Raw genomic sequence first — 24,568 nt, 5'->3', positions numbered from 1 at the left:
GCGTGCCCGATTTCCGGGGCACGCCCCACACGATGGAGGACCTGCTGTGCGCATCTCCAAGCTCGCCGCCACCCTGCCCGCCGCCGCGTTGATTCTCGGTGGGACCGCTGTTCCGGCTGAGGCAGCGGTGCCGCCGCCGGTCACCTGGAAGAACACGACGTCGCGGGGTGGGCCGATCCGCGAGTGCGACGCCAGCACCTGCGATGTCGTCGTCAGCCTGCCGGCCGGCGTCCGGGTGCAGTGGAGCACCTACACCTACAACTCGGTCGGCAACAGGTGGTACTCAGTCCGCTACACCGGTGAGTACGAGGTGTACCGCGGGATGATGTACTGCGCCAACCTCACCGCGGGCTGCTGACGACGACCGGGATCGGCAGCAGGGTCACGCGCACGGCTGTGCCGGGCGGCAGGTCCGCCAGCCGTGCGCTCGACACCTGCGCCACGACGAGCGTCTCGTCGGGCAGGGACACCGTCACCCGGGCCAGCGGGCCGAGGAAGCTCACCGCGACCACCCGAGCATCAGCCAAAGGGTCCGCCGTCAGGTCGACCGACTCCGGTCGCACCAGCGCCTCGACCGGCCCGGGCGCGACGGAGGCGTTCAACACCGGCAACGGCGTTCCGAGCACCGACACGCCATCGGCCCCGAGGACGCCCGCCAACCGGTTGCTGAGCCCCACGAACGACGCCACGAAGGGCGTCGCCGGGTTGCGGTAGATGTCCTCCGGCGACCCGATCTGTTCGAGGCGCCCGGCCTGCATCACGCCGACGCGGTCCGCCAGCGCGAGGGCCTCCTCCTGGTCGTGGGTGACGAACAGGGTCGTGGTGCCGACCTCCAACTGGATGCGGCGGATCTCGTCGCGGAGCTGCAGGCGCACCTTCGCGTCCAGGGCCGACAGCGGCTCGTCGAGGAGCAGCACCTGCGGCTGGATCGCCAGCGCCCGGGCCAGCGCCACCCGCTGCTGCTGGCCGCCCGAGAGCTGCTGCGGGAAACGCGCGGCGTGGGTGCCGATCCCGACCAGCTCGAGCATCTCCAACGCCCGCCGGCGCCGCGCCGCCGCCGACTGCCGGCGCAGGCGCAGCCCGAACTCGACGTTCTCGGCGGCGGTCAGGTGCGGGAACAGGCTGTACGCCTGGAACACCATGCCCATGTCGCGGCGGTTGACCGGCACGCCGGCGACGTCCTTGCCGCCGACCAGGATCCGGCCCGAGTCCGCGTCCTCCAGCCCGGCCAGGATCCGCAACGCGGTCGTCTTCCCGCATCCGGACGGGCCGAGCAGCGCGACGAGCTCGCCCGGCGCCAGGTCGAGGTCGAGGCCGTCGAGGGCCTGCACGGTGCCGAAGCGCCGGCTGACCTCTTCCAGGCGCACCGCCACTCCGGTGGACACGGCCGTTGTCGTCACGGGACCGACCTTTCCCGACGGCGCCGGCGGCCGACGAAGGAGAGCAGATACAGCAGGACGAAGGCGAGGACCAGTGCGGCGAGGGACACCGCGAACGAGATGGTGGCGCTGCTCTTGCCGAGCTGGTTGATGGCGACCTGCAGGTTGTCGCGGTTGAGCAGCGACGCGATGGTGAACTCGCCGAGCACCAGAGCCACGGTGAGGAACGCCGCGGAGAGCACGGCGGAGCGGATGTTCGGCAGCACGACCCGCCACATGACCGTGAGCCAGCCGGCGCCGAGGCTGCGGGCGGCCTCGGCGAGCGTGCGCACGTCGATCGCGGACAGCCCGGTGTCGATCGCCCGATAGGCGAAGGGCAGGGCCAGAATGGTGTACGCGAGGAAGAGCGTCACCGAGGACCCGCCGACGAAGTAGACGACCCAGGCGTACACCGGTGCCAGGCCGACGACGAGCACGATGGCCGGGATCGTCAACGGCAGCAGGCAGAGGAACTCCACGAGCCGGCGCAGCCGGGGCAGCCTCAGGCGCACCCAGACCACGGTCGGCACGAGCAACACGAGGGTCAGCGCCACGGACAGGAGCACGAGCCAGAAGGACGCCTTCATGCCGGTCCACAGCACCGGGTACGTCTCTTCGAGCGCGGGCCAGTCGACCAGCAGACGCCAGGTGTCCCACGTCAGCGTGTCGCCGGGTCCGCGGGTCGTGAACTCGAGCAGGGCGAACAGGGGGAGTAGGAACACAAACGAGAGGACGCCGACGACGACCCAGCGCAGGACCGCCTGTCGACGGGCCCGGCGGCGCACTAGTCCAGCCATCGCGACGTCCTCCGCTGCAACAGGGCGTACAGGGCCATGACGACCGCGACGACCACGACCATGCCCAGCGCCATCGCCTTGCCGACGTTCTCGCGGCCGAGCAGCACCTCGCTGGTCAGCGCCGAGCGGATCTGCAGCGGCACGATCGGGCTGCCCTGGCTGACCAGAGCGGCCGCCGTCGCGTACGCCGAGAATGCGTTCGCGAACAGCAGCAGTGTGGAGCCGATGAACGCCGGCGCCAACAACGGCCCCGCCACCCGCCGCCAGTAGTACCAGGTCGACCCGCCGAGGCTCTCGGTCGCCTCCCGCCACTGTGGACGGATGCCGTCCAGGGCGGGCAGGAACACGATGACCATCAACGGGATCTGGAAGTACGTGTAGACCAGCACCAGCCCCGGCAGGTCGTAGAGCCACACGCCGCCGGCGAAGATGTCGACGCCGAGCGAGTCGCGCAGGAACAGCGTGACGAAGCCGCTCAGGCCGATCGTGGCCATGAACGCGAACGCCAGCGTCACGCCGCCGAACTGGGCCAGCACGCCGCACGCCGAGGTGACCACCCGCCGGACGGTGCTGTCCGGCTCGGCGGTCACCAGGGCGTAGCCGAGCAGGGCGCCGATCACGGCCCCCAGGATCGCGGTCACCGCGGAGAGCACGATGCTGCGGACGAACGCCTGGACGATGTAGCCGTCGGCCAGGGCCGTCACGTTGTCCAGGGTGGCCCGCCCGTCGTCGCCGAGGAACGCGCCGATCGCCACCACCAGCGTGGGGATGACCAGGAAGACGCCCACGAAGACGAAGAACGGGACCACGCCGAGGAGGTCACGAAGACGCCTGCTCATCGATGGTCAGCCGACGACTTTGGCCCAGTTGGCGGCGAGGTAGTCGTTGGCCGCCTTGGTCTGCGCCTCGGTCAGGAACACCGGGGTGCCGGTGACCGGTGGCAGCGCGTCGAAGGCGGCGGCGTCGAGCGTGCCGGCGGCCTTCATCGCGTCGGCCCGCACCGGGCGGGCCCCGCCCTTGAGCCACAGGTTCTGGCCCTCGTCGCTGTAGAGGAACTCCTGCCAGAGCCGGGCGGCCGCGGGGTGCGGCGCGTCGGCGCTGATCGCCTGGACGTAGTAGGAGCCCACCACGGCGTTCGCGGGTACGACGGTCTTCCACTCGACCTTGCCCTTGAGCTTGGCGCCCTGGGCCACGTTGAGGTAGTCCCAGTCGAACACGACGGGAGTCTGGCCGGACTCGATCGTCGCCGGGGTCGGGTCGACGGGCAGGAAGTTGCCCGCCTTCTTCAAGGAGCCGAAGAAGTCCACACCCTTGGCGATGTCGTCCGCCGAGCCACCGTTGCCCAAGGCGGCCGCGACGACGCCGTTGAACGCCGCACCGGCCTGCGTCGGGTCACCGTTCAACGCGACCTTCCCCTTGTACGCGGCCCCGAGCAGGTCCGCGACGCCGGTGGGAGCCGGCACCTTCGACGAGTCGTACCCGATGGACATGTAGCCGCCGTAGTCGTTGACCCACGTGCCGTTGGCCTCCTTCAATGCGGCCGGGATGTCCTCCCAGGTGGCCACCTTGTACGGCGCGAACATCGACGTGTTCGCCAGCGCGACGGCTGTGCCCAGGTCGAAGACGTCCGGCGCGCCGCCCTGCCCCTTGAGCTGCTTGGCGGCGTTGATCTCGTCCTGGCTGGACGCGTCCGGCTGCGCCGAGTTCACCGGGATGCCGTACTTCGCGGTGAACGCCTTGATGATCTCGCCGTAGTTCGCCCAGTCCGGCGGCAACGCGATGACGTTCAGCGCACCCTCCTTCTTGGCCGCCTCGACGAGCTTGTCCATCCCGCCCAGGTCGGCGGCGCTCGTGGCCTTCGCCGCGTCACTGGCCGCGGCCTCGTTGTTGCTCGACGGCGGGGAACAGGCGGAAAGGGCCAGCGCGACGGCGGACAACGCCACCACGGCCGTCCCACGGGTGATCGAGATTCGCACGGAGCTCTCCTTCACATCATCGATTGAGCAGTGCCGCCAGCTCGCGTTCCAGGCCGGCATCGCCGACGTGCAAGATCGTGAGCGGGAGGCCGAGCCGGTCGGCGGCGGCGTGGGCCAGCGCCGACAACCGCGCGTCCGGCCGTTGAGCCAGCCAGACCACGCGCCGGTAGTGCCCGAAGTAGTCGTCGCGCAGGTCCGGCCAACGATCGAGGCCGAGCTCCGCGACAACCGTCCGCTCGAACGAACGGACCAGAAAGTCGGTCAAGATGTACGTGCCCGGCTCGCGCCGGGACAGGTCGCTGATGCGGTCGGCGCCGGCGAGCACGTCGTAGCAGTGGGTGCCGCCCAGCCGGCGCAGCCCGAGCCGGCCGCAGACCTCGTCCAGGGCGCCGTACGTGCCGCAGTCGGCGTACGCGACGGCCACCGTGGCGTAGCGGCCGCGCAGCGCCGTGGCGAGCTGCTCCACGGCCGGGGCGATCCGCGCCGGCCGGTTGTGCAGCAGCGGCGCCAGTGGATGCACGTCCACCGGCCAACCGCGGGCCGCGGCCACGCGGGAGACGTCCGTGGCAAGGGCGCCGCAGGCGATGACCGCGGTGCGGGCGTCAGGGGAAGGCGAGCAGATCGACGAAGCGGTCGTTGAAGTCGGTCCGGTCGGAGAGCTCAACGTATTCGACCTCCTCCAGCAACGTCGTGGCGCCGGCCCGCTCCCGCAGGCTCAGCAGCGCCATCTTGGCCCCCTCGCCGGCCACGTTCCCGGCGCTGACGACCCGCAGCACGGGCAGCTTGGGCACCAGCCCGATCCGGATGGCGCTCGCCGGTGACAGGTAGCTGCCGAACGAGCCGGCCAGCAGCACCTGTTGGATCTCCGTGCGGTCGATGCCCAGCTCCGCGAGCAGCAGGTTCCAGCCGGTGGCGATGGCCGCCTTCGCGAACTGCAGCGCGCGCACGTCGCGCTGGGACAGCACGACCTCCTCGTGCAGCACGAAGACGCGCTCGCCGTCCCAGGTGCCGAACCGGTCGGCGAGGGTCGGTGCGATCCGGGCGGCGTCGTCCTCGGGGACGAACCGGCCGGTCGGGTCGATCAGGCCGGTGTCGACGAGCGCCGCGACGGCGTCGACCAGGCCGGAGCCGCACAGCCCGGCCGGCTTCGCGTCGCCGATCACGCCGAGCTCCAGCGCGCCGGCGCGGATGCGGACGACCTCGATCGCGCCGTCGGCGGCGCGCATGCCGCACCGGATGGACGCGCCCTCGAACGCCGGCCCGGCCGGCGCGGCGGTCGCCACGAGCCGCTCGGCGTTGCCCAGCACGATCTCGCAGTTCGTTCCGATGTCGACGAACAGCCGCATGCGCCGGTCGCGGTCCATGCCGGAGGCGAGCAGCCCGGCGACGATGTCACCACCGACGTACGCGCCCAGCGACGGGAACACCGCCGCCCGCGCCCGCGGGTGCACCTGGACGCCCAGGTCGGCGGCCATGATCTCGGGGAAGGCCCGGGTGGACATGATGAACGGTGCCACGCCCAGCGGCTCCGGGTCGATGCCCAGCGCGATGTGCACCATGGTGGCGTTGCCGGCCAGCGCCACCTCGTAGATCTCGTGCGGCTCGACCTCGGCGGCGGTGCACACCTCGCGGGTGAGCTCGTCGAGCGTCTCGTGGGCCAGGGAGCGCAGCCGGCCGAGCGCCGCCGGGTCGAGCATCGTCGCACTGATCCGGGTGATCACGTCGCCGCCGAACGGCTGCTGCGCGTTGAGCGCCGACCGCACGGCCATCGGGGTGCCGGTGCTGACATCGAGCAGGTTCGCGACGACGGTGGTGGTGCCCAGGTCGAACGCGATCCCGAAGCACCGGTCAGTGGTGTCGCCGGCCTGGACGTCGACCAGGACCTCGTCGACGATCACCGCCGTCACCCGGTAGTCCGCGGCCCGCAGGGTCCGGCCCAGCTCGCGCAGCACCGCGAGGTCCACCCGGGGTTCGAGGTCGTCGATGGCGGCGAGGACCCGCTCGAGGTCGGGCGTCTGGTCGGCGAGCGTCGGCTCCGTCAGCTCCAGGTAGCGCTTCTGGATGGCCGGCCGCAGGATCACCTGCCGGCCCACGCCCACCGTCGCGGCCTTCGGGCGGGTGACCAGCGGCGGCACCTCGACCCGCAGGTCCTCGGTGACCTGCGCGCGGCAGGCCAGCCGCCAGCCCTCGCGCAACTGGTCGGCGCCGAAGGCCCGGACGTCCAGCGTGGACACCGGCAGCCGACCGTCGTCCACCCGGATCAGGCACTTGCGGCACGTGCCGTGGCCGCCACAGGTGGAGTCGATGGCGATGCCGTTCCAGCTCGCGGCGTCGAAGACGGTCACACCGGGCGGCACACGGATGTCCCGGGCGGCGGGCGTGAAGTGCACCCGCACCCGACCGTGCCCGTCCAGCTCGCTCATCCCGCCTGCCTGGCCCGGAACATCGAGATCCAGTTCGCGCCCCACTCGTCGTTGCCGAGCAGCAGGTCGGCCGCCTTGACGGCGTCGACGATCTGCGGGGTACGGGCGTCCATGATCGCGCTCGTCAGGCCGGCGTGCATCGCCATGGGCAGGAAGGCCGCTCCCAGCGCGTGCCGGTGCGGCATGCCGAACGAGACGTTGGAGGCACCGAGCGTCATGTTGACGCCGAGCTCGTCCCGGATCATCGAGATCGTCTCCAGCGTCTTGGTGACGAGGGACGTGTCGGCGCCGACCGGCATGGCGAGCGGGTCGATGACGATGTCCTCGGCCGGGATGCCGTAGCGGCCGGTCGCCACGTCCACGATCTTGCGAGCCAGCTCCAGCCGCCGGGCCGGGTCCTCCGGGATCTCCTCCTCGTCGTTGGGCAGGGCGACGACCGCGGCCCCGTACCGCTTGACCAGCGGCAGGATCGCCGCGAGCCGGTCGTCCTCCGCTGTCACGGAGTTGACCAGCGCCTTGCCCTCGTAGGCGGCCAGCCCGGCGTCCAGCGCCTCGACCACCGACGAGTCGATGCACAGCGGCAGGTCGGTCATGCCCTGCACCAGGCGGACGACCCGGGAGAGCAGGTCGGCCTCGTCGAGCAGCGGGACGCCCATGTTGACGTCGAGCATCATGGCGCCGCCGGCCACCTGCTCGGCGACGTCGAGCTCGATGCGGGACAGGTCGCCGGCCCGCAACTGGTCCTGGAAGATGCGGCGGCCGGTAGGGTTGAGCCGTTCGCCGATGACGCAGAACGGCTGGTCCGGGCCGATCACGACGGTCCGCGAGGCGGACCGGACAACGGTGTGCACGTCGCTACACCCCTCTACGTCGCTGCCATGACCCGCCGGCGTTGCATGAGGTCCTTGGCCTTCTTGACGGCGGCGGACGCGTCGGCGGCATAGCCGTCGGCGCCCACCGCGTCGGCGTACTCCTGGGTGACCGGAGCGCCGCCGACCATGACGATCACCTGGTCGCGCAGGCCCGCCTTGACCAGCGCGTTGATGTTGGCCTTGAACATCGGCATCGTGGTGGTGAGGAACGCGGAGAAGCCCACGATGTCCGGCTTGTACGTGCGGATCGCCTCGATGAACTTCTCCGGCGAGACCTGGACGCCGAGGTCGATCACGTGGAACCCCGCGCCCTCCAGCATGATGTTGACCAGGTTCTTGCCGATGTCGTGCACGTCGCCCTTGACGGTGCCCATGACGAACGTGCCGAGCGTCGCCACCCCGGTCTCGGCGAGCAACGGGCGCAGCCGTTCGAGCGCGCCCGCCATGGCCCGGCCGGCGATGAGCATCTCGGGCACGAAGAAGTCGCCCCGCTCGAACCGGGCGCCGACCTCCTCCAGCGACGGGATGAGCGCGTCGAACAGCAGCGTCTCCGGGGCCATCCCGGCGTCGAGGCCGGCGTTCGTCAGGTCGAGCACCGCCGGCGCGTTGCCGACGAGCGTCTGGTCGTAGAGGCCCTGGAGGATCTCCTCGGGAGTCATGCGCCCACCGCGCTTCGCGCGGGCATGACTCGGGCTACTGAGCCAAATGATTCGGTCGCAAGCTCCCTCATGCGGCGCCCTCCGTTCGTGCGGTGTGGCCGAGAATCGATGACAGCGTCGCCGCCTCGGTGACCAGCAGCGCGCCGATCTGCTCGGCCCGTCGGTCGGTGATCCGGGCGGTGGGGCCGGAGACGGAGATCGCGGCGACGACGGCGCCGTCCCGCGCGCGGACCGGGCTGGCCACGGCCACCAGACCGGGTTCCAGCTCCTCGTGGGCGACCGCGTAGCCGCGCCGGACCACGGTGGCGAGGTCGCGTTCGAGATCGGTGCGGTCGGTGATCGTCCGTGGGGTGCGGCGTTCGAGCGTGCCGGTCGGCAGCGGCAGCGTGCGGAACGCGTAGAACACCTTGCCGAGGGCCGAGCAGTGCGCGGGCACGCTCAGCCCGACCCAGTTGGTGGTGCCGAGCAGGTGCACGCTGTCGACCTGTGCGACCTGGACCACCGCGTCACCGCGGGGCACCGCGAGGTTGACGGTCTCGCCTGTGCGGGAGCCGATCCGGTCCAGCGTCGGCGTGCTCAGCTCGACGAGGTCGCTGCCGACGCCCTGCCGGGCCGCGTACACGGCGAACACCGCGCCGGGGCGGAACACGCCGCTGCGGTCGCGCTGCACGAGCCGGTGGCGTTCGAGCGCGTGGAGCAGCCGGGACACGGTGGACTTCGCGAGGCCGGTCTCCTCGACCAGCGAGGTGAACGACCGGGGCCCGGCCGCCTCGACCACATGCGTCAGCAACTCGGCGGCCCGATCGACCGCCTGCGTGCCGGTCTGCTGGTTGCCCACACGCGACTCCGGAGTTCCATATTGTAGAACTACAGTTTCAATTGATGAGCGTAAAATCGGGCCGACCATCGCGTCAAGGAGGCCGGATGTTCCGAAACACGATGCCCCGGTACGAGATCCTTTCCGAAGACGCGATGGCCGTCCTGGACAAGGGCTGGCGGCGGATCGTCAGCGAGATCGGCGTCGAGTTCGTGTCCGACCGGGCCCTCGACCTGTTCCGCGCGGCCGGGCAGACGGTCGAGGGCAACCTGGTCACGTTCGACCCGGACTTCGTGCTCGAGCAGGTCGCCAAGGCGCCGCGCGAGTTCGACGTGCAGGCCCGCAACCCCGCCAACACCGTGCACCTCGGCGGTGACCACATGGCGTTCAGCGCGGTCTACGGGCCACCGTTCGTCCGTGACGGGCAGGTCCGCCGCGACGCCACCATGGACGACTTCCGCCGGTTCACCAAGCTCGCTCAACGGTTCCCGCAGCTCGACTCGGCCGGCGGGGTGATCTGCGAGCCCAACGACGCCCCGCTCGACTCGCGCCACCTCGACATGGTCTACGCGTTGCAGACGCTCACCGACAAGGTCTACATGGGCAACGTCGTGTCCGGCGGCAACGCCCGCGACACCATCGCGATGACCGAGATCCTGTTCGGCGGGCGGGAGTCGATCGAGCGTACGCCCGCGACGATCTCGCTCATCAACTGCAACTCACCGCTGCGCTGGGACGACCGGATGCTCGACGCGCAGCTCGAATACAGCGCCGCCAACCAGGCCGTCGTCATCACCCCGTTCCTGCTGATGGGCGCGATGTCGCCGGTGTCGATCCCGGCGACGCTCGTGCAGCAGATGGCCGAGGCGCTGACCGGGATCGCCCTGTCGCAGCTCGTCCGGCCCGGCTCGCCGGTCATCTTCGGGTCCTTCCTGTCCAACATCGACATGCAGTCCGGCTCGCCGTGCTTCGGCACGCCGGAGTCGGCGATCGGCCTGCTCTGCACGGGACAGATCGCCCGCCGGTTCGGCCTCCCGTTCCGCACCGGCGGCGGCCTGACCTCCAGCCAGTCGGCCGACGCGCAGTCGGCGTACGAGGCGATGATGACCATGTTGCCGACGTTCCTGGCCGGCACGAACTGGGTCATGCACGCGGCCGGCTGGCTCGAGGGCGGTCTGGTGGCCGGCTACGAGAAGTTCGTGGTCGACGTCGAGATCCTGCGCATGCTCCAGGTGGAGTTCACGCCGCTGGAGATCGACGAGGCGGCGCTGGCGTTCGACGCGCACACCGAGGTCGGGCACGGCGGCCATTTCCTCGGGGCGGCGCACACGCTGGAGCGGTTCCGCACGTGCTTCTACCGCCCGCTGCTCTCGTCGTCGGAGAACTACGAGCGCTGGCTGCGCAACGGCGGCCAGGACGCGGCGGCCCGGGCGGGGGAGATCGCCCGCAAGCAGCTCGACGAGTACGAGCAACCGCCGCTCGACGACGCGATCCGCGCGGAGCTGGACGAGTACGTCGTCCGGCGGCGAAAGGAACTCGGCGACTGAACCTTGACGGGCCGTGACGGCCGTACGGATACTGTCGCGAAATATCACGACTGATCAGCTGGGACCGACCACACCGGACTGCGCGCAGACATCGAGGCACCCATGCCAGAGCCGTTGATCAGTGCCGAACGGGTGCCCGCCGCCACCGTCCAGGACGGCCCGCCGGCGCTGGCCGTGTCGAAGCTCTGGAAGGTGTTCGGGCCGCGCGCGGACAAGATCGTCGGCACCCCATTGGCCGAGCTCCCGCGCCCCGAGCTCCTGGAGCGGACCGGATGTGTCGCGGCCGTCCGCGACATCTCGTTCACCGTGGCGCCGACCGAGGTGTTCGTGGTGATGGGCCTGTCCGGGTCCGGCAAGTCGACTCTCGTGCGCTGCCTGACCCGCCTCGTCGAGCCGACCTCCGGCGACGTGCTGATCGAGGGCGAGGACCTCCGCGCCGCCGACCAGCGACGGCTGCGCGAGCTGCGCCGGCACCGGTTCGCCATGGTGTTCCAGCACTTCGGGCTGTTGCCGCACCGGCGCGTGCTGGACAACGTCGCGTACGGGCTGGAGATCCGCGGTGTGGCCAAGGCCGAGCGGCTCCGGCGCGCCGGCGAGGTGCTCGACCTGGTCGGCCTCAGCGGTTACGCGGACCACTTCCCGGACCAGCTCTCCGGCGGCATGCAGCAGCGGGTCGGTCTCGGCCGGGCCCTCGCCGTAGACCCGCGGATCCTGTTCTTCGACGAGCCGTTCTCCGCGCTCGATCCGCTGATCCGGCGGGACATGCAGAACGAGGTCCTGCGGCTGCACCACGAGGTCGGCAAGACGATGGTCTTCATCACCCACGACCTGCACGAGGCCCTGCGCCTCGGTGACCGCATCCTGATCATGCGCGACGGCGCGGCCGTCCAGATCGGACGCCCGGACGAGGTGGTCGGCGCGCCCGCCGACGACTACGTGCGGGACTTCGTCGCCGACGTGCCCAAGTCGCACGTGCTGACCATCCGCTGGGTGATGCGCCCGGTCCGCGCCGATGATCCACTCGACGGTCCGGAGCTCGGCGCCGACGTGGTCGTGCGCGACGCCGTCCGCGCGGTCCTCTCGTCGGCGGCGCCGGTCAAGGTCGTCCACGACGGCGAGCTGGTCGGCATGGTGGACGACGAGGCGATCCTGCGCGTGATCGTGGCGGAAGAGCCATGACCACGCTCAGCGCCGGGGCGGTCCGCCGGGCCGCGCGGCTGCCGCGGAGCTGGCTGTTCGGCGGTGTGGTCGCGGTCTGGGTGCTGTTGTGGATCCCGCTGCACGGCCAGGACACCCTCGCGCTGTCCACGTCGGAGCTCACGTCCCTGCACGAGCGGCTCAACGACCTGCGCGACGCGATCAACAACACCCGGGGCAGCAGCCCGGTCTTCAGCGCGTTCTTCGACGTGATCCGCGAGGCCGTCGACGCGCTGACGGTGTTCCTCCAATCTCTGATCAGCCAACCGGCGTACGGGCGGCCGGTGCCGTTGATCGGCTGGCTGGGTGTCGTCGTGGTGGCCACCCTTGCCGCGTACGCCGCCGGCAACCTGCGCGTCGCCGTGCTGACCGCGGCCGGGTTCACCTCGTTCGGCCTGCTCGGCTACTGGCAGCAGAGCATGGACACCCTGGCGTTGACCGTGGCCGCGGTGCTCATCTGCCTGGTCATCGGCATCCCGCTCGGGATCTGGGCCGGCCTGTCCGACCGGCTCCATCGGGTGCTCACGCCGGTCCTCGACTTCATGCAGACGATGCCGACGTTCGTCTACCTCGCGCCGCTGACGCTGTTCTTCCTCATCGGCCCGGCCTCGGGCGTCATCGCGACCCTGATCTACGCGATGCCGCCGGTCATCCGCATCACGGCACACGGCATCCGCACCGTGGCTTTCTCCTCCGTGGAGGCCGGCACCTCGCTGGGTGCGACGAAGTGGCAGTTGCTGCGCACGGTCCGGGTGCCGCTGGCCAAGCGCACGATCGTGCTCGGCGTCAACCAGACCGTCATGTGCGCGCTGTCGATGGTCACCATCGCCGCGCTGATCGACGCGCCGGGGCTCGGCCAGGTCGTCCTGCGCGCGCTGCAGACCCTCGACGTCGGCACCGCGTTCCGCGCCGGGCTGGCCATCGTGATCATGGCGATCGTGCTGGACCGGGTCACCACCGCCGCACGCGACCGGGTCGAAGCCCGCTACCGCCTGGGTCCGAAGGCCCGCGGCCGGCGGCGCATCGTGCTGGCCGGGCTGGGAGTCGCGGCGGCGGTCGCGCTGTACCTGTCGTACACCTATGTCTGGGCGGCCTTCTTCCCCGGCCCGGCGGGCACCGGCGTCGTCGGCGGTCAGGTCGCCGCCGGGGTGACCGACGCCAGCGACTGGGTACAACTCCACCTGGGCGCCGTCACCGACGCCATCCGCAACGCGATCAGCTACGGGCTGCTGAACCCGCTGCAGGCCCTGATCGCGCAGTCACCCTGGTATCTGGTGTCCGCGGTCGTGCTCGCCCTGGCGTGGATCGTCGCCGGGCCGCGGATCGTGCCGACCGTCGCGGTCTGCCTGGGGCTGCTGGTCGCCACCGGCCTGTGGCAGGAGGCCATGGTCACGCTGGCCGCCACCCTGGTCGCCACGGTCATCGTCATGGCACTGGGCATCGCGGTCGGGGTCTGGATGGGGCGCAGCGACCGGGCGGACGCGCTGATCCGCCCGACCCTCGACGCGGCGCAGGTGATGCCGGCGTTCGTCTACCTGGTGCCGTTCCTCGGCCTGTTCGGCGCGAGCCGGTTCACCGCCATCGTCGCGGCCGTCGTGTTCGCGGCACCCGTGGCGATCAAGCTCGTCGCGGACGGCGTGCGGGGCGTCCCGGCCACCGTCGTCGAGGCGGCGACCTCCTCCGGCTCCAGCGCGTGGCAGGTCGTCACCAAGGTCCAGCTTCCGCTGGCCCGCCAGTCGGTGACGCTCGCCGCCAACCAGGGCCTGATCTACGTCCTGTCGATGGTGGTGGTCGGCGGCCTCGTCGGCGCCGGTGCCCTCGGCTATCTCGTCGTCGCCGGGTTCTCCCAGTCCGACCTCTACGGCAAGGGCCTGGCGGCCGGCGTCGCGGTCGTGCTGCTCGGCGTCCTGCTCGACCGCACCACCCAGGCAGCTGCCCGGCGCATGGACGCCGGCACGAGAAGGGGGAGGGATCAGTGAACAAAACAGGCAAGCTCATAGCGGTCGTCACGGTTGGCACCCTCGCGCTGACCGCCTGCGGTTCGAAGATCGAGAGCTCCGGGTCGTCCGGGGAGCCCAGCAAGGCGGCCTGCGGCACGGTCAACATCGCGGTCAACCCGTGGGTCGGCTACCAGGCCGACGCCGCCGTCATCGCGTACCTCGCGACCAAGGAACTGGGTTGCACGGTCACCAAGAAGAACCTCACCGAAGAGGTGTCGTGGCAGGGCTTCGGCACCGGCGCGGTCGACGTGGTCCTGGAGAACTGGGGCCACCCCGACCTAAAGAAGACCTACATCGAACAGCAGAAGGTGGCCGTCGAGTACGGCTTGACCGGCAACAAGGGCATCATCGGCTGGTACGTGCCGCCGTGGCTGGCGCAGGAGTACCCGGACATCACCGACTGGAACAACCTAAACAAGTACGCGGACAGGTTCAAGACCTCCGAGTCCGGTGGCAAGGGCCAACTGTTGCTCGGCGACCCGTCGTTCGTCACGAACGACGAGGCCTTGGTCAAGAACCTCAAGCTCGACTTCAAAGTGGTGTACGCCGGCAGTGAAGCCGCGCTGATCCAGGCGTTCCGGACGGCCGAGCAGCAGAAACAGTGGATGATCGGCTACTTCTACGAGCCGCAGTGGTTCCTGAGCGAGGTCAAGCTCGTCCACGTCAACCTCCCGCCGTACACGGCCGGTTGTGACGCCGATCCGGCGAAGGTCGCCTGCGACTACGCCCCCTTCGACCTCGACAAGATCGTCAGCAAGAAGTTCGCCGACTCCGGCAGCCCGGCCGCCGCGTTGATCAAGAACTTCCAGTGGACGAACGAGCACCAGAACGCGGTGGCGCTGGACATCGCGGTCAACAAGCTCTCCGACGACGACGCCGCGAAGAAGTGGGTCGAGGCCAACTCCGACGTGTGGAAGGCCTGGATCAAGAGCTGAAGGAGGGTCCATGGCAGCGCCGCGGGTCGTCATCATCGGAGCCGGCGTGGTCGGGGCCGCGCTCGCCGACGAGCTGTCGGCGCTGGGCTGGACCGACGTCACCGTCGTCGAGCAGGGCGCCCTGCCGCGGCCGGGCGGGTCGAGCTCGCACGCGCCCGGCCTGGTGTTCCAGACCAACGCCGCGAAGGTGATGACAGGGTTCGCCCGCTACACCATCGACAAGCTGACCCGCCTGGGCTGCTTCGCGCCGGTGGGCAGCCTCGAGGTCGCGACGAGCGAGGCGCGGCTGGCCGACCTGCACCGCCGCCAGGGCTGGTTGACCGCGTGGGGCGGCGCCGGGCGGGTGCTCTCTCCTGCCGAGTGCGCGGGCCTTCACGACCTGCTGGGCCCGGTCCTCGGAGGACTGCACGTGCCGGGTGACGGAGTGGCGAACTCGGTCCAGGCGGTCTCGGCGCAGTTGGCCCGAGCGCGCGTCCGGGTTCTGGATGGCCACGAGGTGCTGGACATCCGGGTCGTGGGCGACCGGGTCAGCGGTGTCGTCACGTCCCGTGGCGAGGTGCCCGCCGACATCGTCGTCTGCTGCGCCGGGATCTGGGGGCCGCGTGTCGCGCGGATGGTGGGTCAGAGCCTGCCCCTGACGCCGCTGGCCCACCAGTTCGGCTGGACCGATCCGCTTCCGGCGCTGGCCGGCCAGCAGGCGGAGGCGGTGCGGCCGATCCTGCGGCACCAGGACGCCGACCTCTACCTGCGCGAGCGGTTCGACCGCGTCGGCGTCGGCTACTACGGGCACCGCCCGATGCCGATCGCGGCCGACGACATCGTGCCCGGGCCGATGCCGTCGGTGCTGCCGTTCACCGCCGACGACTTCGAGCCCGGTTGGGCCGCCGCGCAGGACCTGCTGCCGGCGCTGCGGGAGGCCAAGGTCGAGGAGGGCATGAACGGGCTGTTCTCGTTCACCACCGACAACATGCCGCTGCTCGGCCCGTCCGCGGCGGTGGCGGGCCTGTGGTTCGCGGAGGCGGTCTGGGTCACCCACTCGGCCGGCGTGGCCCGGGCGGTCGCCGAGTGGCTCGCCCGCGGGCACTGCTCGTCGTTCGACCTGCACGAGTGCGACCTCAACCGGTTCGAGCCCCACCAGCTCGCGCCCGACTACGTGCTGGCCCGGGGCTGCCAGAACTACGTCGAGGTGTACGACGTCATCCACCCGCTGCAGCCGATGGAGTCACCGCGACCGCTGCGCACGACGCCGTTCTATCCCCGGCAGCTCGCTCTCGACGCCGCGTTCCTCGAGTTCGCGGGCTGGGAGCGGCCGCAGTGGTACGGCCACAACGCCGCTCTCCTGCCCGGTCGCGAAGTCCCGGCGCCTCACCCCTGGGCGGCGCGCTACTGGTCGCCGATCGTGGGTGCCGAGGCGCTGGCGACTCGCGAGACGGTGGCTCTCTACGACATGACCACGCTCAAACGGGTCGAGGTGACCGGCCCCGGAGCCGCCGCGTACCTGCAATGGCTCACGACCGGGAATGTCGACCGGTCGGTCGGCACGGTCACCTACTGCCTGCTGCTCGACGTCGACGGCGGCGTCCGCAGCGACATCACGGTGGCCCGGCTCGGCCCGCACGAGTTCCAGGTCGGCATCAACGGCCCGCTCGACGTCGACTGGTTCGCCCGGCACCTGCCCGCCGACGGCTCGGTCGCCGTCCGCGACACCACCGCCGGCACCTGCTGCGTCGGCGTCTGGGGGCCGCGGGCGCGGGACCTGGTGCAGTCGCTGACGGTCGACGACTTCTCCAACGAGGCCTTCCGCTACTTCCGAGCCCGGCGGACGTACATCGGAACCGTTCCGGTCACCGCCCTGCGACTGTCCTATGTGGGCGAGCTGGGCTACGAGCTGTACACCACGGCCGACCTCGGCCTCAAGCTTTGGGACACGCTGTGGGCGGCCGGGCAGGAGCTCGGGATCGTCGCCGGCGGCCGGGGTGCGTTCGCCAGTCTGCGGCTGGAGAAGGGGTACCGCTTGTTCGGCACCGACCTGACCTACGAGCACGACCCGTACGAGGCCGGCCTGGATTTCGCGGTGAAGCTGGACAAGGGTGACTTCCTCGGCCGGTCGGCGCTGGCGTCGCGGACGAACCTCGCCCGCCGGCTGACCTGCCTGACCCTCGCGGAGGTCGTCATGGGCAAGGAGCCGGTGTATGCCGGTGACGAATGCGTCGGGCACGTCACGAGCGCGGCGTACGGCTACACCGTCGGCACCGGGATCGCCTACGCCTGGCTGCCCGCGTCCCTGGCGACACCCGGCCAGACCGTCCACATAGGCTACTTCGACCGCCGTGTGCCGGCTACGGTCGCCGCCGAGCCGTTGTTCGACCCGCGCATGGAACGGCTACGCGCGTGACGCACCCCGACTTCCTCTGGGCCGACCCTTCGCCCAAGCGTGGCTACGACGTCGTCGTGATCGGGGCCGGCGGGCACGGCCTGGCCACCGCCTACTACCTGGCCCGCAACCACGGGATCACCAACGTGGCCGTGCTCGAACGCGGGTGGCTGGCCGGCGGCAACATGGCCCGCAACACGACGATCATCCGGTCCAACTACCTGTGGGACGCGAGCGCGGCCATCTACGAGCACTCGCTCAAGCTGTGGGAGGGCCTGTCCGAGGAGCTGGACTACGACATCCTGTTCAGCCAGCGGGGCGTGCTCAACCTCGCGCACAGCCTGCCCGACGTGCGGGAGGGCGTGCGCCGGGTCAACGCGAACCGGCTCAACGGGGTCGACGCCGAGTGGCTCACCCCGGCCGAGGTGAAGAAGCTCGTGCCGATCATCAACACGTCACAGGAGCTGCGGTACCCCGTTCTGGGTGCCACCTTCCAGCCCCGCGCCGGCATCGCCAAGCACGATTACGTCGCGTGGGCTTTCGCGCGGGCCGCCCACCGGCTCGGCGTTCACCTGATCCAGAACTGCGAGGTCACCGGTTTTCTCCGCGACGGCGACCGGGTGACGGGGGTCGAGACCAGTCGCGGCACCATCGAGGCGGCCCGGGTCGCCCTGTGCGCGGCCGGGCACACCTCGGTGCTGGCGGCTTCGCTCGGGTTCCGGCTCCCGCTGGCCAGCCATCCGCTCCAGGCGCTGGTGTCCGAGCTGTTGGAGCAGGTGCTGGACACCGTCGTCATGTCCAACGCCATCCACGTCTACGTGAGCCAGGCCCACAAGGGCGAGCTGGTGATGGGTGCCGGCGTCGACGCGTACAACGGCTATGGCCAGCGTGGCTCGTTCCACGTCATCGAGAGCCAGATGGCGGCCGCCGTGGAGCTGTTCCCGATCTTCGCCCGCGCGCACGTGCTGCGTACCTGGGCCGGGATCGTCGACGTCTCGCCGGACGCGTCGCCGGTGCTGGGCCTGACGCCGGTCGAGGACGTGTTCGTCAACTGCGGCTGGGGGACCGGCGGCTTCAAGGCCACCCCGGGCGCGGGCTGGGTGTACGCGGACACCATCGCCCACGGCCGTCCGCACCCGCTCGCCGCGCCGTTCGCCTTGGACCGCTTCACGACCGGAGCCCTCGTCGACGAGCACGGCGCGGCCGCGGTCGCGCACTGAAAGGGGGGTCGCCGCGATGCTGAGCGTGCCGTGCCCGTGGTGCGGGCCGCGCGACGAGACCGAGTTCCGGTACGGCGGCCAGGCGCACGTCGCCTATCCGGACGACCCGGCGACGTTGTCCGACGCCGAGTGGGCCGAGTACCTGTTCATGCACGACAACCCCAAGGGCTGGTTCGCCGAGCGCTGGTTCCACACGGCCGGCTGCCGGCGCTGGTTCGACGTGGTCCGGCACACGGTGACCTACGCGTTCGAGGCACCCCGATGAGCCAGCCGTTCCGGCGCGTCGACGGCGGCCGGGTCGACCGGGGGCGGACGGTGACGTTCCAGTTCGACGGGACGGCTTACGAGGCACATCCGGGCGACACGCTCAGCTCGGCGCTGCTCGCCAACGGGGTCCGGATCGTGGCGCGCGGACCGTACACCGGCCGGCCGCGCGGCGTCTACGGCATCGCGGCCGAGGAGCCCAACGCGTTCGTCCAGGTCGACTCCGGGCCGGGGGAGCCGATGGTGCGGGCCACGACGTTGGAGGTGTACGACGGACTGGTCGCACGGTCGCTGGCCGGCAAGGGGGAGCTTCGCGCCGAGCCCGACGACAGCCGGTACGACAAGACCTGGGCGCACTGCGACGTGCTCGTGGTCGGCGCCGGCCCAGCCGGCCTCGCGGCAGCGCACGCCGCGGCGGTCACCGGAGCGCGGGTGATCCTGGCCGACGAGCGTCCCTCGCCGGGCGGCGACCTGCTGGGCGGCCGGGCCCACCTCGACGGGCGTCCGGCCATGGACTGGGTCGCCGACACCCACGCCCGATTGGCTGCCCTGCCGGAGGTGCGGGTGCTGACCCGCACGACCGTGACCGGCTTCTACGACGGCAACTTCCTCGTCGCGGTGCAGCGGCGCACCGAGCATCTCGGTTTGGCCGCGCCGGCACACGTGGCCCGGCAGCGGCTGTGGCACATCCGGGCCGGCCGGGTGGTGCTGGCCACCGGTGCGCACGAGCGGCCGATCCTGTTCCCGGACAACGACCGCCCCGGCATCATGCTGGCCGCGGCGGCGGCCGGGTACGCGTGGCGCTACGGCGTGCTGCCCGGGCGGCGGGCCGTGGTGGCCGGCGCGCACGACGGGGCGTTGTGGGCTGCGGTTGAACTGGTGGACGCGGGTGTGGAATTGGCCGCGGTGCTCGACGTCCGGTCGCTCCCGGAGGGCCAGGTGCACCGCGCCCTGCGGGACCGGGGCGTCGTCGTGAGCGCCGGGCACGGCGTGGTGGGCACGGACGCCGACGCGTCCGGCGTGCTGTCGGCGGTGTGGATCGCACGCACCGACGGGGAGGCCCGCCGGATCCCGTGCGACCTGCTCGCCACGTCGGGCGGCTGGAATCCGGCCGTCCACCTGTACAGCCAGGCGGGCGGGCGGCCAGTGTGGTCTCTCGACCATGCGGCGTTCGTACCCGGCGATCCCGTGCCCTCCGTCTGGTGTGTCGGCGCGGCCGCCGGGACCTTCGACCTGGCCGACGCGCTCGCCGAAGGCGGGGAGGCGGGCTGGCAGGCGGCCGCCGCCACCGGTGAGGAGCCCTTGCCGCCCGCGACCGACTCGGTTTCGGGTACGGGCGCGCCGGCCGCCTGTTGGCTCACCGGGCCGGTCGACGAGCGAGCCGACTCCGTCTTCGTCGACCTGCAGCGGGACGCGACCCTGCGCGACGTGCGGCGCGCCGTCGGCGCCGGGATGGTCTCCAGCGAGCACGTCAAGCGGTTCACCACGGCGGGAACGGCGGCGGACCAGGGGCGCACCACCGGCGTGACCACGGTCGGCATCCTGGCCGGGCTGCTCGGCCTGCCCGTCGGCGCGGTCGGGACGACCACCTACCGGCCCCCGTACACGCCGATCTCCTTCGGTCTGCTCGCCGGTCGGGACCGTGGTCGCCTGCTGGATCCCGAGCGGCGGACGCCGATGCACGAACGGCACGAGGCCGCCGGTGCGGTCTTCGAGGACGTGGGGCAGTGGAAGCGGCCCTGGTACTACCCGCGGCCCGGCGAGGATCTGCACCGCGCCGTGGAGCGGGAGTGCCGTGCGGCCCGCGAGAGCGTCGCGATGATGGACGTGTCCACGTTGGGCAAGATCGAGCTGCGTGGCCCGGACGTCGGTGAGTTCCTGGACCGCGTCTACACCAACAGGTTCTCGACGCTGCGGGTGGGCCAGTGCCGCTACGGCGTGATGTGCCTGGCCGACGGGATGCTCTTCGACGACGGCGTTACGGCCCGCATCGCACCCGACCACTACCACCTGACCACGACCACCGGAAACGCCGCGAAGGTGCTGGACTGGCTGGAGGAGTGGCTGCAGACGGAATGGCCGTCGCTGCGGGTCTCGGCGACATCGGTCACGGACCAGTGGGCGGCGGTCGCCCTCGTCGGCCCCGGCTCGCGCGAGGTGCTGAGCCGGCTCGCGCCGGCGCTGGACGTCTCGGCCGCGGCCTTCCCGTTCCTGACGGTCCGCGACGCGACGGTGGCCGGGATTCCCGCGCGGGTGTTCCGGATCAGCTTCACCGGCGAGCTGAGCTACGAGATCAACGTGCCGGCCTGGTACGGGCTCGCCCTCTGGGACGCGGTGGCGGCGGCCGGGGTCACGCCCTACGGCACCGAGACCATGCACGTCCTGCGGGCCGAGAAGGGCTTCATCGTCGCGGGCCAGGACACCGACGGCACGGTCACCCCGCACGACGCCGGGCTCGGCTGGGCGGTCTCGACGGCCAAGCACTTCATCGGCCAGCGCTCGCTGACCCGCACGGACACCGCCCGAGCGGACCGCAAGCGCCTCGTGGGCCTGCTCCCGGCCGACCCGTTGGTGGTCCTGGCCGAAGGAGCGCAACTCGTCGTGGACGCGGACGCCCCGACGCCGGTCCCGATGCTGGGCCACGTCACGTCCAGCTACCACAGCGCGGCCCTGGGCCGGTCGTTCGCGCTGGCCCTGGTAGCCGGCGGCCTGACCCACCGGGGCGAGACGTTCTACGCGGTCGACAGCGGCCGGGCACACCCCGTCGTGGTGACGGACCCGGTCTTCTACGACGCCGAAGGAGCCCGCCGCGATGGCTGACCGGCGGCGCAGCCCACTGGCCCACCTGACCGCCGACCTGGCGGCCACCGGCCTGCTGCGCGAGATCCCGTTCCTTCGTTCCTACGAGGTGCGCGGCGACCCCACCGACCCGGCGCTGGCGCGGCTCGGCGCTGCCCTGTTCCCGGGGCCGTTGCTGGCCGCCGCCTGGCCGTCGGCCGGCGGCACGACCGGCACCGGGCCGCGCTACGCGCTGTGGTGCGGACCCGGCTGGTACCTGGTGGTTGACGAACCCGTCCCGGCTCCCGGGGAGGCCGGGCAGGCGGCACCCGGGTCCGGTGAACCCGGTCGCTTGCTCGCTGAGGCGAGCAAGGCCGTGCCTGCCGCAGGCGGACCTGGCCCGACGTTCGCTGGGGCGGTGGCCGCGGTGCCCGCGGCCGGTGCCTCCGGCGCGGGTCTGGCGGAGGCCATCGCCGCCGCAATCGGCGCCGACGGCGAACCGATTGGTCTGTCCGCTGTGGACGTTTCCGCGAGCCGGACCGTGCTGGAGCTGAGCGGGCCGCAGGCGCGGGACGTGCTGGCGCACGGGTGCGCTCTCGATCTGCATCCGCGCGTGTTCGGGCCCGGCTCGTGCGCGCGGACGAACCTCGCCAAGGCCCAGGTGATCCTGCACCAGACCGCACCCGCGACCTATCGGGTCTTCGTCGGCGCGTCGTTCGCCGACTACCTCGCCCGGTGGCTGCTGGACGCGGCGGTCGAATACGTCGAAGGGGAGCCCGAGTGACCGACGTGGACTTTGTGATCGTGGGTGGGGGATCCGCGGGCAGCGTGCTCGCCAACCGGCTCTCGGCGGACCCGGCCAACCGCGTGCTGGTGCTCGAGGCGGGACGGCCGGACTATCCGTGGGACGTCTACATCCACATGCCGGCCGCCCTCACGTTTCCCATCGGGAACCGGTTCTACGACTGGGGCTACTCGTCGGAGCCCGAGCCGCATTTGCAGGATCGGCGGATCTACCACGCCCGGGGGAAGGTGCTCGGCGGGTCCAGCAGCATCAACGGGATGATCTTCCAGCGCGGCAACCCGCTCGACTACGAGCGGTGGGCGGCCGACCCGGGCATGGAGGCGTGGGACTACGCGCACTGCCTGCCGTACTTCCGGCGCATGGAGAACTGCCTCGCCGCCGACCCGGACGACACCTTCCGCGGCCGGGGCGGCCCGCTCGTGCTCGAACGCGGCCCTGCGTCCAGCCCGCTGTTCCAGGCCTTCTTCGCGGCGGTGCAGGAGGCCGGCTATCCGCTGACCGACGACGTCAACGGCTACCGGCAGGAGGGCTTCGCGCCGTTCGACCGCAACATCCACGGGGGACGGCGGCTGTCGGCGGCCGGGGCCTACCTGCGCCCGGCGATGCGGCGCCGCAACCTGGAGGTGCGTACCCGCGTGCTGGTGACCCGCGTGCTCTTCGAGGGCACGCGGGCGGTCGGGGTCGAATACCGGCAGGGCTCGGGCCCGCTGCGCCAGGTCCGCGCGGGCGAGGTCGTCCTGTGCGGCGGCGCGATCAACTCCCCACAGCTGCTCCAGCTCTCCGGCGTCGGCCTGGCCGACGACCTGACCGCCCTCGGCATCGACGTGGTCGCGGACCTGCCGGGCGTCGGCTCGAACCTGCAGGACCATCTCGAGGTGTACGTGCAGCACGCGTGCACGCAGCCGGTGTCGGTGCAGCCGTACCTGAAGTGGCGGCACCGGCCCGGGATCGGGCTCAAGTGGCTGCTCGGCCGCACGGGACCGGGCGCCACGAACCACTTCGAGGGCGGTGGCTTCGTCCGGAGCAACGACGACGTCGCGTACCCCAACCTGATGTTCCATTTCCTGCCGATCGCGGTGAGGTACGACGGCTCGGCGCCCGCGGGCGGACACGGCTACCAGGTCCACATCGGACCGATGTACTCCGACGCCCGCGGCACGGTGCGGATCCAGAGTCTGGACCCCCGGGTGCACCCGCGGCTGCGCTTCAACTACCTGTCGACGGCGCAGGACCGGCGCGAGTGGGTCGAGGCCATCCGGGTCACCCGGCGTATCCTCGGCCAGCCGGCGTTCGCGCCGTTCGACGGCGGCGAGCTCTCACCGGGCGCCGCGGTCGAGACCGACGAGCAGATCCTGGACTGGGTGGGCCGCGACGCCGAGACGGCCCTGCACCCGTCGTGCACCTGCCGGATGGGCACGGACCCCGACTCGGTCGTCGACCCGGGCAGCATGCGCGTACACGGCCTGACCGGGTTGCGGGTGGTCGACGCGTCGGCCATGCGGTACGTCACGAACGGCAACATCTACGCCCCGGTGATGATGCTGGCCGAGAAGAGCGCCGACCTGATCCTCGGCGCCACACCGGAACCCGCGGTGGCGACCGACTTCTACCGGCACCGAGACCATGCGCGATGACCCGGCGACGCTGACGCGCCTGCTGTCGACCGTCCGCTACGAGGTGATCCCGACGGCGACGGTCGAGAGCCGGGTCCGGGACGCCGTGCCACCGGACGTCACGGTGACCGTGACCGCCTCACCCACCAAGGGCCTGGAGCCCACGCTGGACCTGACGGAACGGCTGGCTGCGGCCGGCTACCGGGTGGTCCCGCACGTCGCCGCCCGGCTTCTCGCCGGCGAGGCCCATCTCGCGGAGGTGGTGGACCGGCTGGTCCGCGCGGGCGTATCGGACGTGTTCGTGCCGGCCGGCGACGCCGATCCGCCGCTCGGCCCGTACGACGCGGCCCTGCCGGTCCTCGCCCAGCTCAGCGCGCTGGGCAACCCGTTCCCCCGGGTGGGCATCACCGGCTATCCGGAGAGCCATCCGTCGATCGAGGACGACATCACCATCCAGTCGATGTGGGACAAGCGCCGGCACGCGACCTACATCGTGAGCAACCTCTGCTTCGACCCGCGCGTCATCGCCCGCTGGGCGGTCCGGGTCCGCCGCCGCCAGGTACCCCTGCCGTTGTTCCTGGGCCTCGCGGGCCCGATCGACCGGGCGAAGCTGCTCGGCGTGGCCACGAAGATCGGAGTCGGCGAGTCGACCCGCTTCGTCACCCGCCACCCGTCGTGGTTCGCCCGGCTGGCGGTCCCGGGCGGCTACACGCCGGATTCCCTCATCCGCAACGTGGCGAAAGCGCTGCGCTCACCAGAGGTGGGCCTGACCGGCCTGCACATCTTCACCTTCAACCAACTGGCCGAAACGGAACGGTGGCGCCAGGACCTCCTCGCCCGCTACGCCCGCTGACCCATGGGCAACGGGAAGAC

General features: G+C 71.4%; 21 protein-coding genes. 12 read left to right on the top strand and 9 right to left on the bottom strand.

Annotated features, from left to right (window positions below; translation table 11 throughout):
* Nucleotides 1-46: 46 nt before the first annotated feature.
* Nucleotides 47-358, top strand: coding sequence for a hypothetical protein (locus CHC05_RS02410; RefSeq protein WP_089244130.1), 312 nt, complete (start codon nucleotides 47-49; stop codon nucleotides 356-358).
* On the opposite strand, the gene CHC05_RS02405 is transcribed toward CHC05_RS02410, so the two are convergent.
* The 9 genes from CHC05_RS02405 to CHC05_RS02365 form a co-directional block, all read right to left on the bottom strand.
* Entirely contained in the window at nucleotides 342-1,400 is a 1,059-nt protein-coding gene (locus CHC05_RS02405; protein WP_245870623.1) for an ABC transporter ATP-binding protein, read from the bottom strand. The two genes, CHC05_RS02410 and CHC05_RS02405, sit on opposite strands and share 17 nt — an antisense overlap.
* Nucleotides 1,397-2,215 (bottom strand): ABC transporter permease, encoded by an 819-nt coding sequence (locus tag CHC05_RS02400; RefSeq protein WP_089244126.1) that lies wholly within the window; start codon nucleotides 2,213-2,215, stop codon nucleotides 1,397-1,399. The genes CHC05_RS02405 and CHC05_RS02400 overlap by 4 nt, the downstream gene beginning before the upstream one ends.
* A complete protein-coding gene (locus CHC05_RS02395) occupies nucleotides 2,203-3,054 on the bottom strand; it encodes an ABC transporter permease (protein WP_089244124.1) in 852 nt (283 codons plus the stop codon). Before CHC05_RS02395 ends, CHC05_RS02400 begins: the two co-directional genes overlap by 13 nt.
* Before the next feature lie 6 nt (nucleotides 3,055-3,060).
* A complete protein-coding gene (locus CHC05_RS02390; RefSeq protein ID WP_245870622.1) occupies nucleotides 3,061-4,191 on the bottom strand; it encodes an ABC transporter substrate-binding protein in 1,131 nt (376 codons plus the stop codon).
* 16 nt (nucleotides 4,192-4,207) lie between these two features.
* Complete coding sequence (locus CHC05_RS02385) at nucleotides 4,208-4,717, bottom strand: DUF1638 domain-containing protein (RefSeq protein ID WP_218824393.1); 510 nt, start codon at nucleotides 4,715-4,717, stop codon at nucleotides 4,208-4,210.
* Nucleotides 4,718-4,793: 76 nt separating this feature from the next.
* The gene (locus tag CHC05_RS02380; protein WP_089244120.1) at nucleotides 4,794-6,614 is read right to left on the bottom strand and encodes an ASKHA domain-containing protein; all 1,821 of its coding nucleotides are present in this window, start codon (nucleotides 6,612-6,614) and stop codon (nucleotides 4,794-4,796) included.
* Nucleotides 6,611-7,465 carry a dihydropteroate synthase gene (locus CHC05_RS02375; RefSeq protein ID WP_089244118.1) on the bottom strand — a complete coding sequence of 285 codons (855 nt, stop codon included), beginning with the start codon at nucleotides 7,463-7,465 and terminating at the stop codon, nucleotides 6,611-6,613. The genes CHC05_RS02380 and CHC05_RS02375 overlap by 4 nt, the downstream gene beginning before the upstream one ends.
* 14 nt (nucleotides 7,466-7,479) lie before the next feature.
* Complete coding sequence (locus CHC05_RS02370; protein ID WP_089244116.1) at nucleotides 7,480-8,145, bottom strand: cobalamin B12-binding domain-containing protein; 666 nt, start codon at nucleotides 8,143-8,145, stop codon at nucleotides 7,480-7,482.
* 67 nt (nucleotides 8,146-8,212) lie between these two features.
* The gene (locus CHC05_RS02365; protein WP_218824392.1) at nucleotides 8,213-8,983 is read right to left on the bottom strand and encodes an IclR family transcriptional regulator; all 771 of its coding nucleotides are present in this window, start codon (nucleotides 8,981-8,983) and stop codon (nucleotides 8,213-8,215) included.
* 86 nt (nucleotides 8,984-9,069) lie between these two features.
* Between CHC05_RS02365 and CHC05_RS02360 the strand changes: the two genes are divergently transcribed.
* From CHC05_RS02360 to CHC05_RS02310, 11 genes are all read left to right on the top strand, one after another.
* Nucleotides 9,070-10,509 carry a trimethylamine methyltransferase family protein gene (locus tag CHC05_RS02360; protein WP_089244112.1) on the top strand — a complete coding sequence of 480 codons (1,440 nt, stop codon included), beginning with the start codon at nucleotides 9,070-9,072 and terminating at the stop codon, nucleotides 10,507-10,509.
* Nucleotides 10,510-10,611: 102 nt separating this feature from the next.
* Nucleotides 10,612-11,688, top strand: coding sequence for a quaternary amine ABC transporter ATP-binding protein (locus tag CHC05_RS02355; protein ID WP_089244110.1), 1,077 nt, complete (start codon nucleotides 10,612-10,614; stop codon nucleotides 11,686-11,688).
* Nucleotides 11,685-13,685 carry an ABC transporter permease gene (locus CHC05_RS02350; RefSeq protein ID WP_089244108.1) on the top strand — a complete coding sequence of 667 codons (2,001 nt, stop codon included), beginning with the start codon at nucleotides 11,685-11,687 and terminating at the stop codon, nucleotides 13,683-13,685. Before CHC05_RS02355 ends, CHC05_RS02350 begins: the two co-directional genes overlap by 4 nt.
* Nucleotides 13,682-14,641 carry an ABC transporter substrate-binding protein gene (locus tag CHC05_RS02345; RefSeq protein WP_089244106.1) on the top strand — a complete coding sequence of 320 codons (960 nt, stop codon included), beginning with the start codon at nucleotides 13,682-13,684 and terminating at the stop codon, nucleotides 14,639-14,641. Before CHC05_RS02350 ends, CHC05_RS02345 begins: the two co-directional genes overlap by 4 nt.
* 10 nt (nucleotides 14,642-14,651) lie before the next feature.
* Complete coding sequence (locus CHC05_RS02340) at nucleotides 14,652-17,036, top strand: GcvT family protein (protein ID WP_089244104.1); 2,385 nt, start codon at nucleotides 14,652-14,654, stop codon at nucleotides 17,034-17,036.
* Entirely contained in the window at nucleotides 17,033-18,235 is a 1,203-nt protein-coding gene (locus tag CHC05_RS02335; protein WP_089244102.1) for a sarcosine oxidase subunit beta family protein, read from the top strand. Before CHC05_RS02340 ends, CHC05_RS02335 begins: the two co-directional genes overlap by 4 nt.
* A gap of 16 nt (nucleotides 18,236-18,251) precedes the next feature.
* Complete coding sequence (locus CHC05_RS02330; protein ID WP_089244100.1) at nucleotides 18,252-18,500, top strand: sarcosine oxidase subunit delta; 249 nt, start codon at nucleotides 18,252-18,254, stop codon at nucleotides 18,498-18,500.
* On the top strand, nucleotides 18,497-21,319 hold the full coding sequence (locus CHC05_RS02325; RefSeq protein WP_089244098.1) for a 2Fe-2S iron-sulfur cluster-binding protein: 2,823 nt from the start codon (nucleotides 18,497-18,499) through the stop codon (nucleotides 21,317-21,319). Before CHC05_RS02330 ends, CHC05_RS02325 begins: the two co-directional genes overlap by 4 nt.
* Complete coding sequence (locus CHC05_RS02320; protein WP_089244096.1) at nucleotides 21,312-22,061, top strand: sarcosine oxidase subunit gamma; 750 nt, start codon at nucleotides 21,312-21,314, stop codon at nucleotides 22,059-22,061. The genes CHC05_RS02325 and CHC05_RS02320 overlap by 8 nt, the downstream gene beginning before the upstream one ends.
* Complete coding sequence (betA, locus tag CHC05_RS02315; protein WP_089244094.1) at nucleotides 22,058-23,716, top strand: choline dehydrogenase; 1,659 nt, start codon at nucleotides 22,058-22,060, stop codon at nucleotides 23,714-23,716. Before CHC05_RS02320 ends, betA begins: the two co-directional genes overlap by 4 nt.
* Complete coding sequence (locus CHC05_RS02310; protein WP_089244092.1) at nucleotides 23,706-24,548, top strand: methylenetetrahydrofolate reductase; 843 nt, start codon at nucleotides 23,706-23,708, stop codon at nucleotides 24,546-24,548. The genes betA and CHC05_RS02310 overlap by 11 nt, the downstream gene beginning before the upstream one ends.
* Nucleotides 24,549-24,568 lie beyond the last annotated feature (20 nt).

The sequence above is a fragment of the Asanoa hainanensis genome (genome assembly GCF_900188485.1).
GTDB lineage: Bacteria > Actinomycetota > Actinomycetes > Mycobacteriales > Micromonosporaceae > Asanoa > Asanoa hainanensis.
This window is presented reverse-complemented; position numbering and strand designations above follow the sequence as displayed.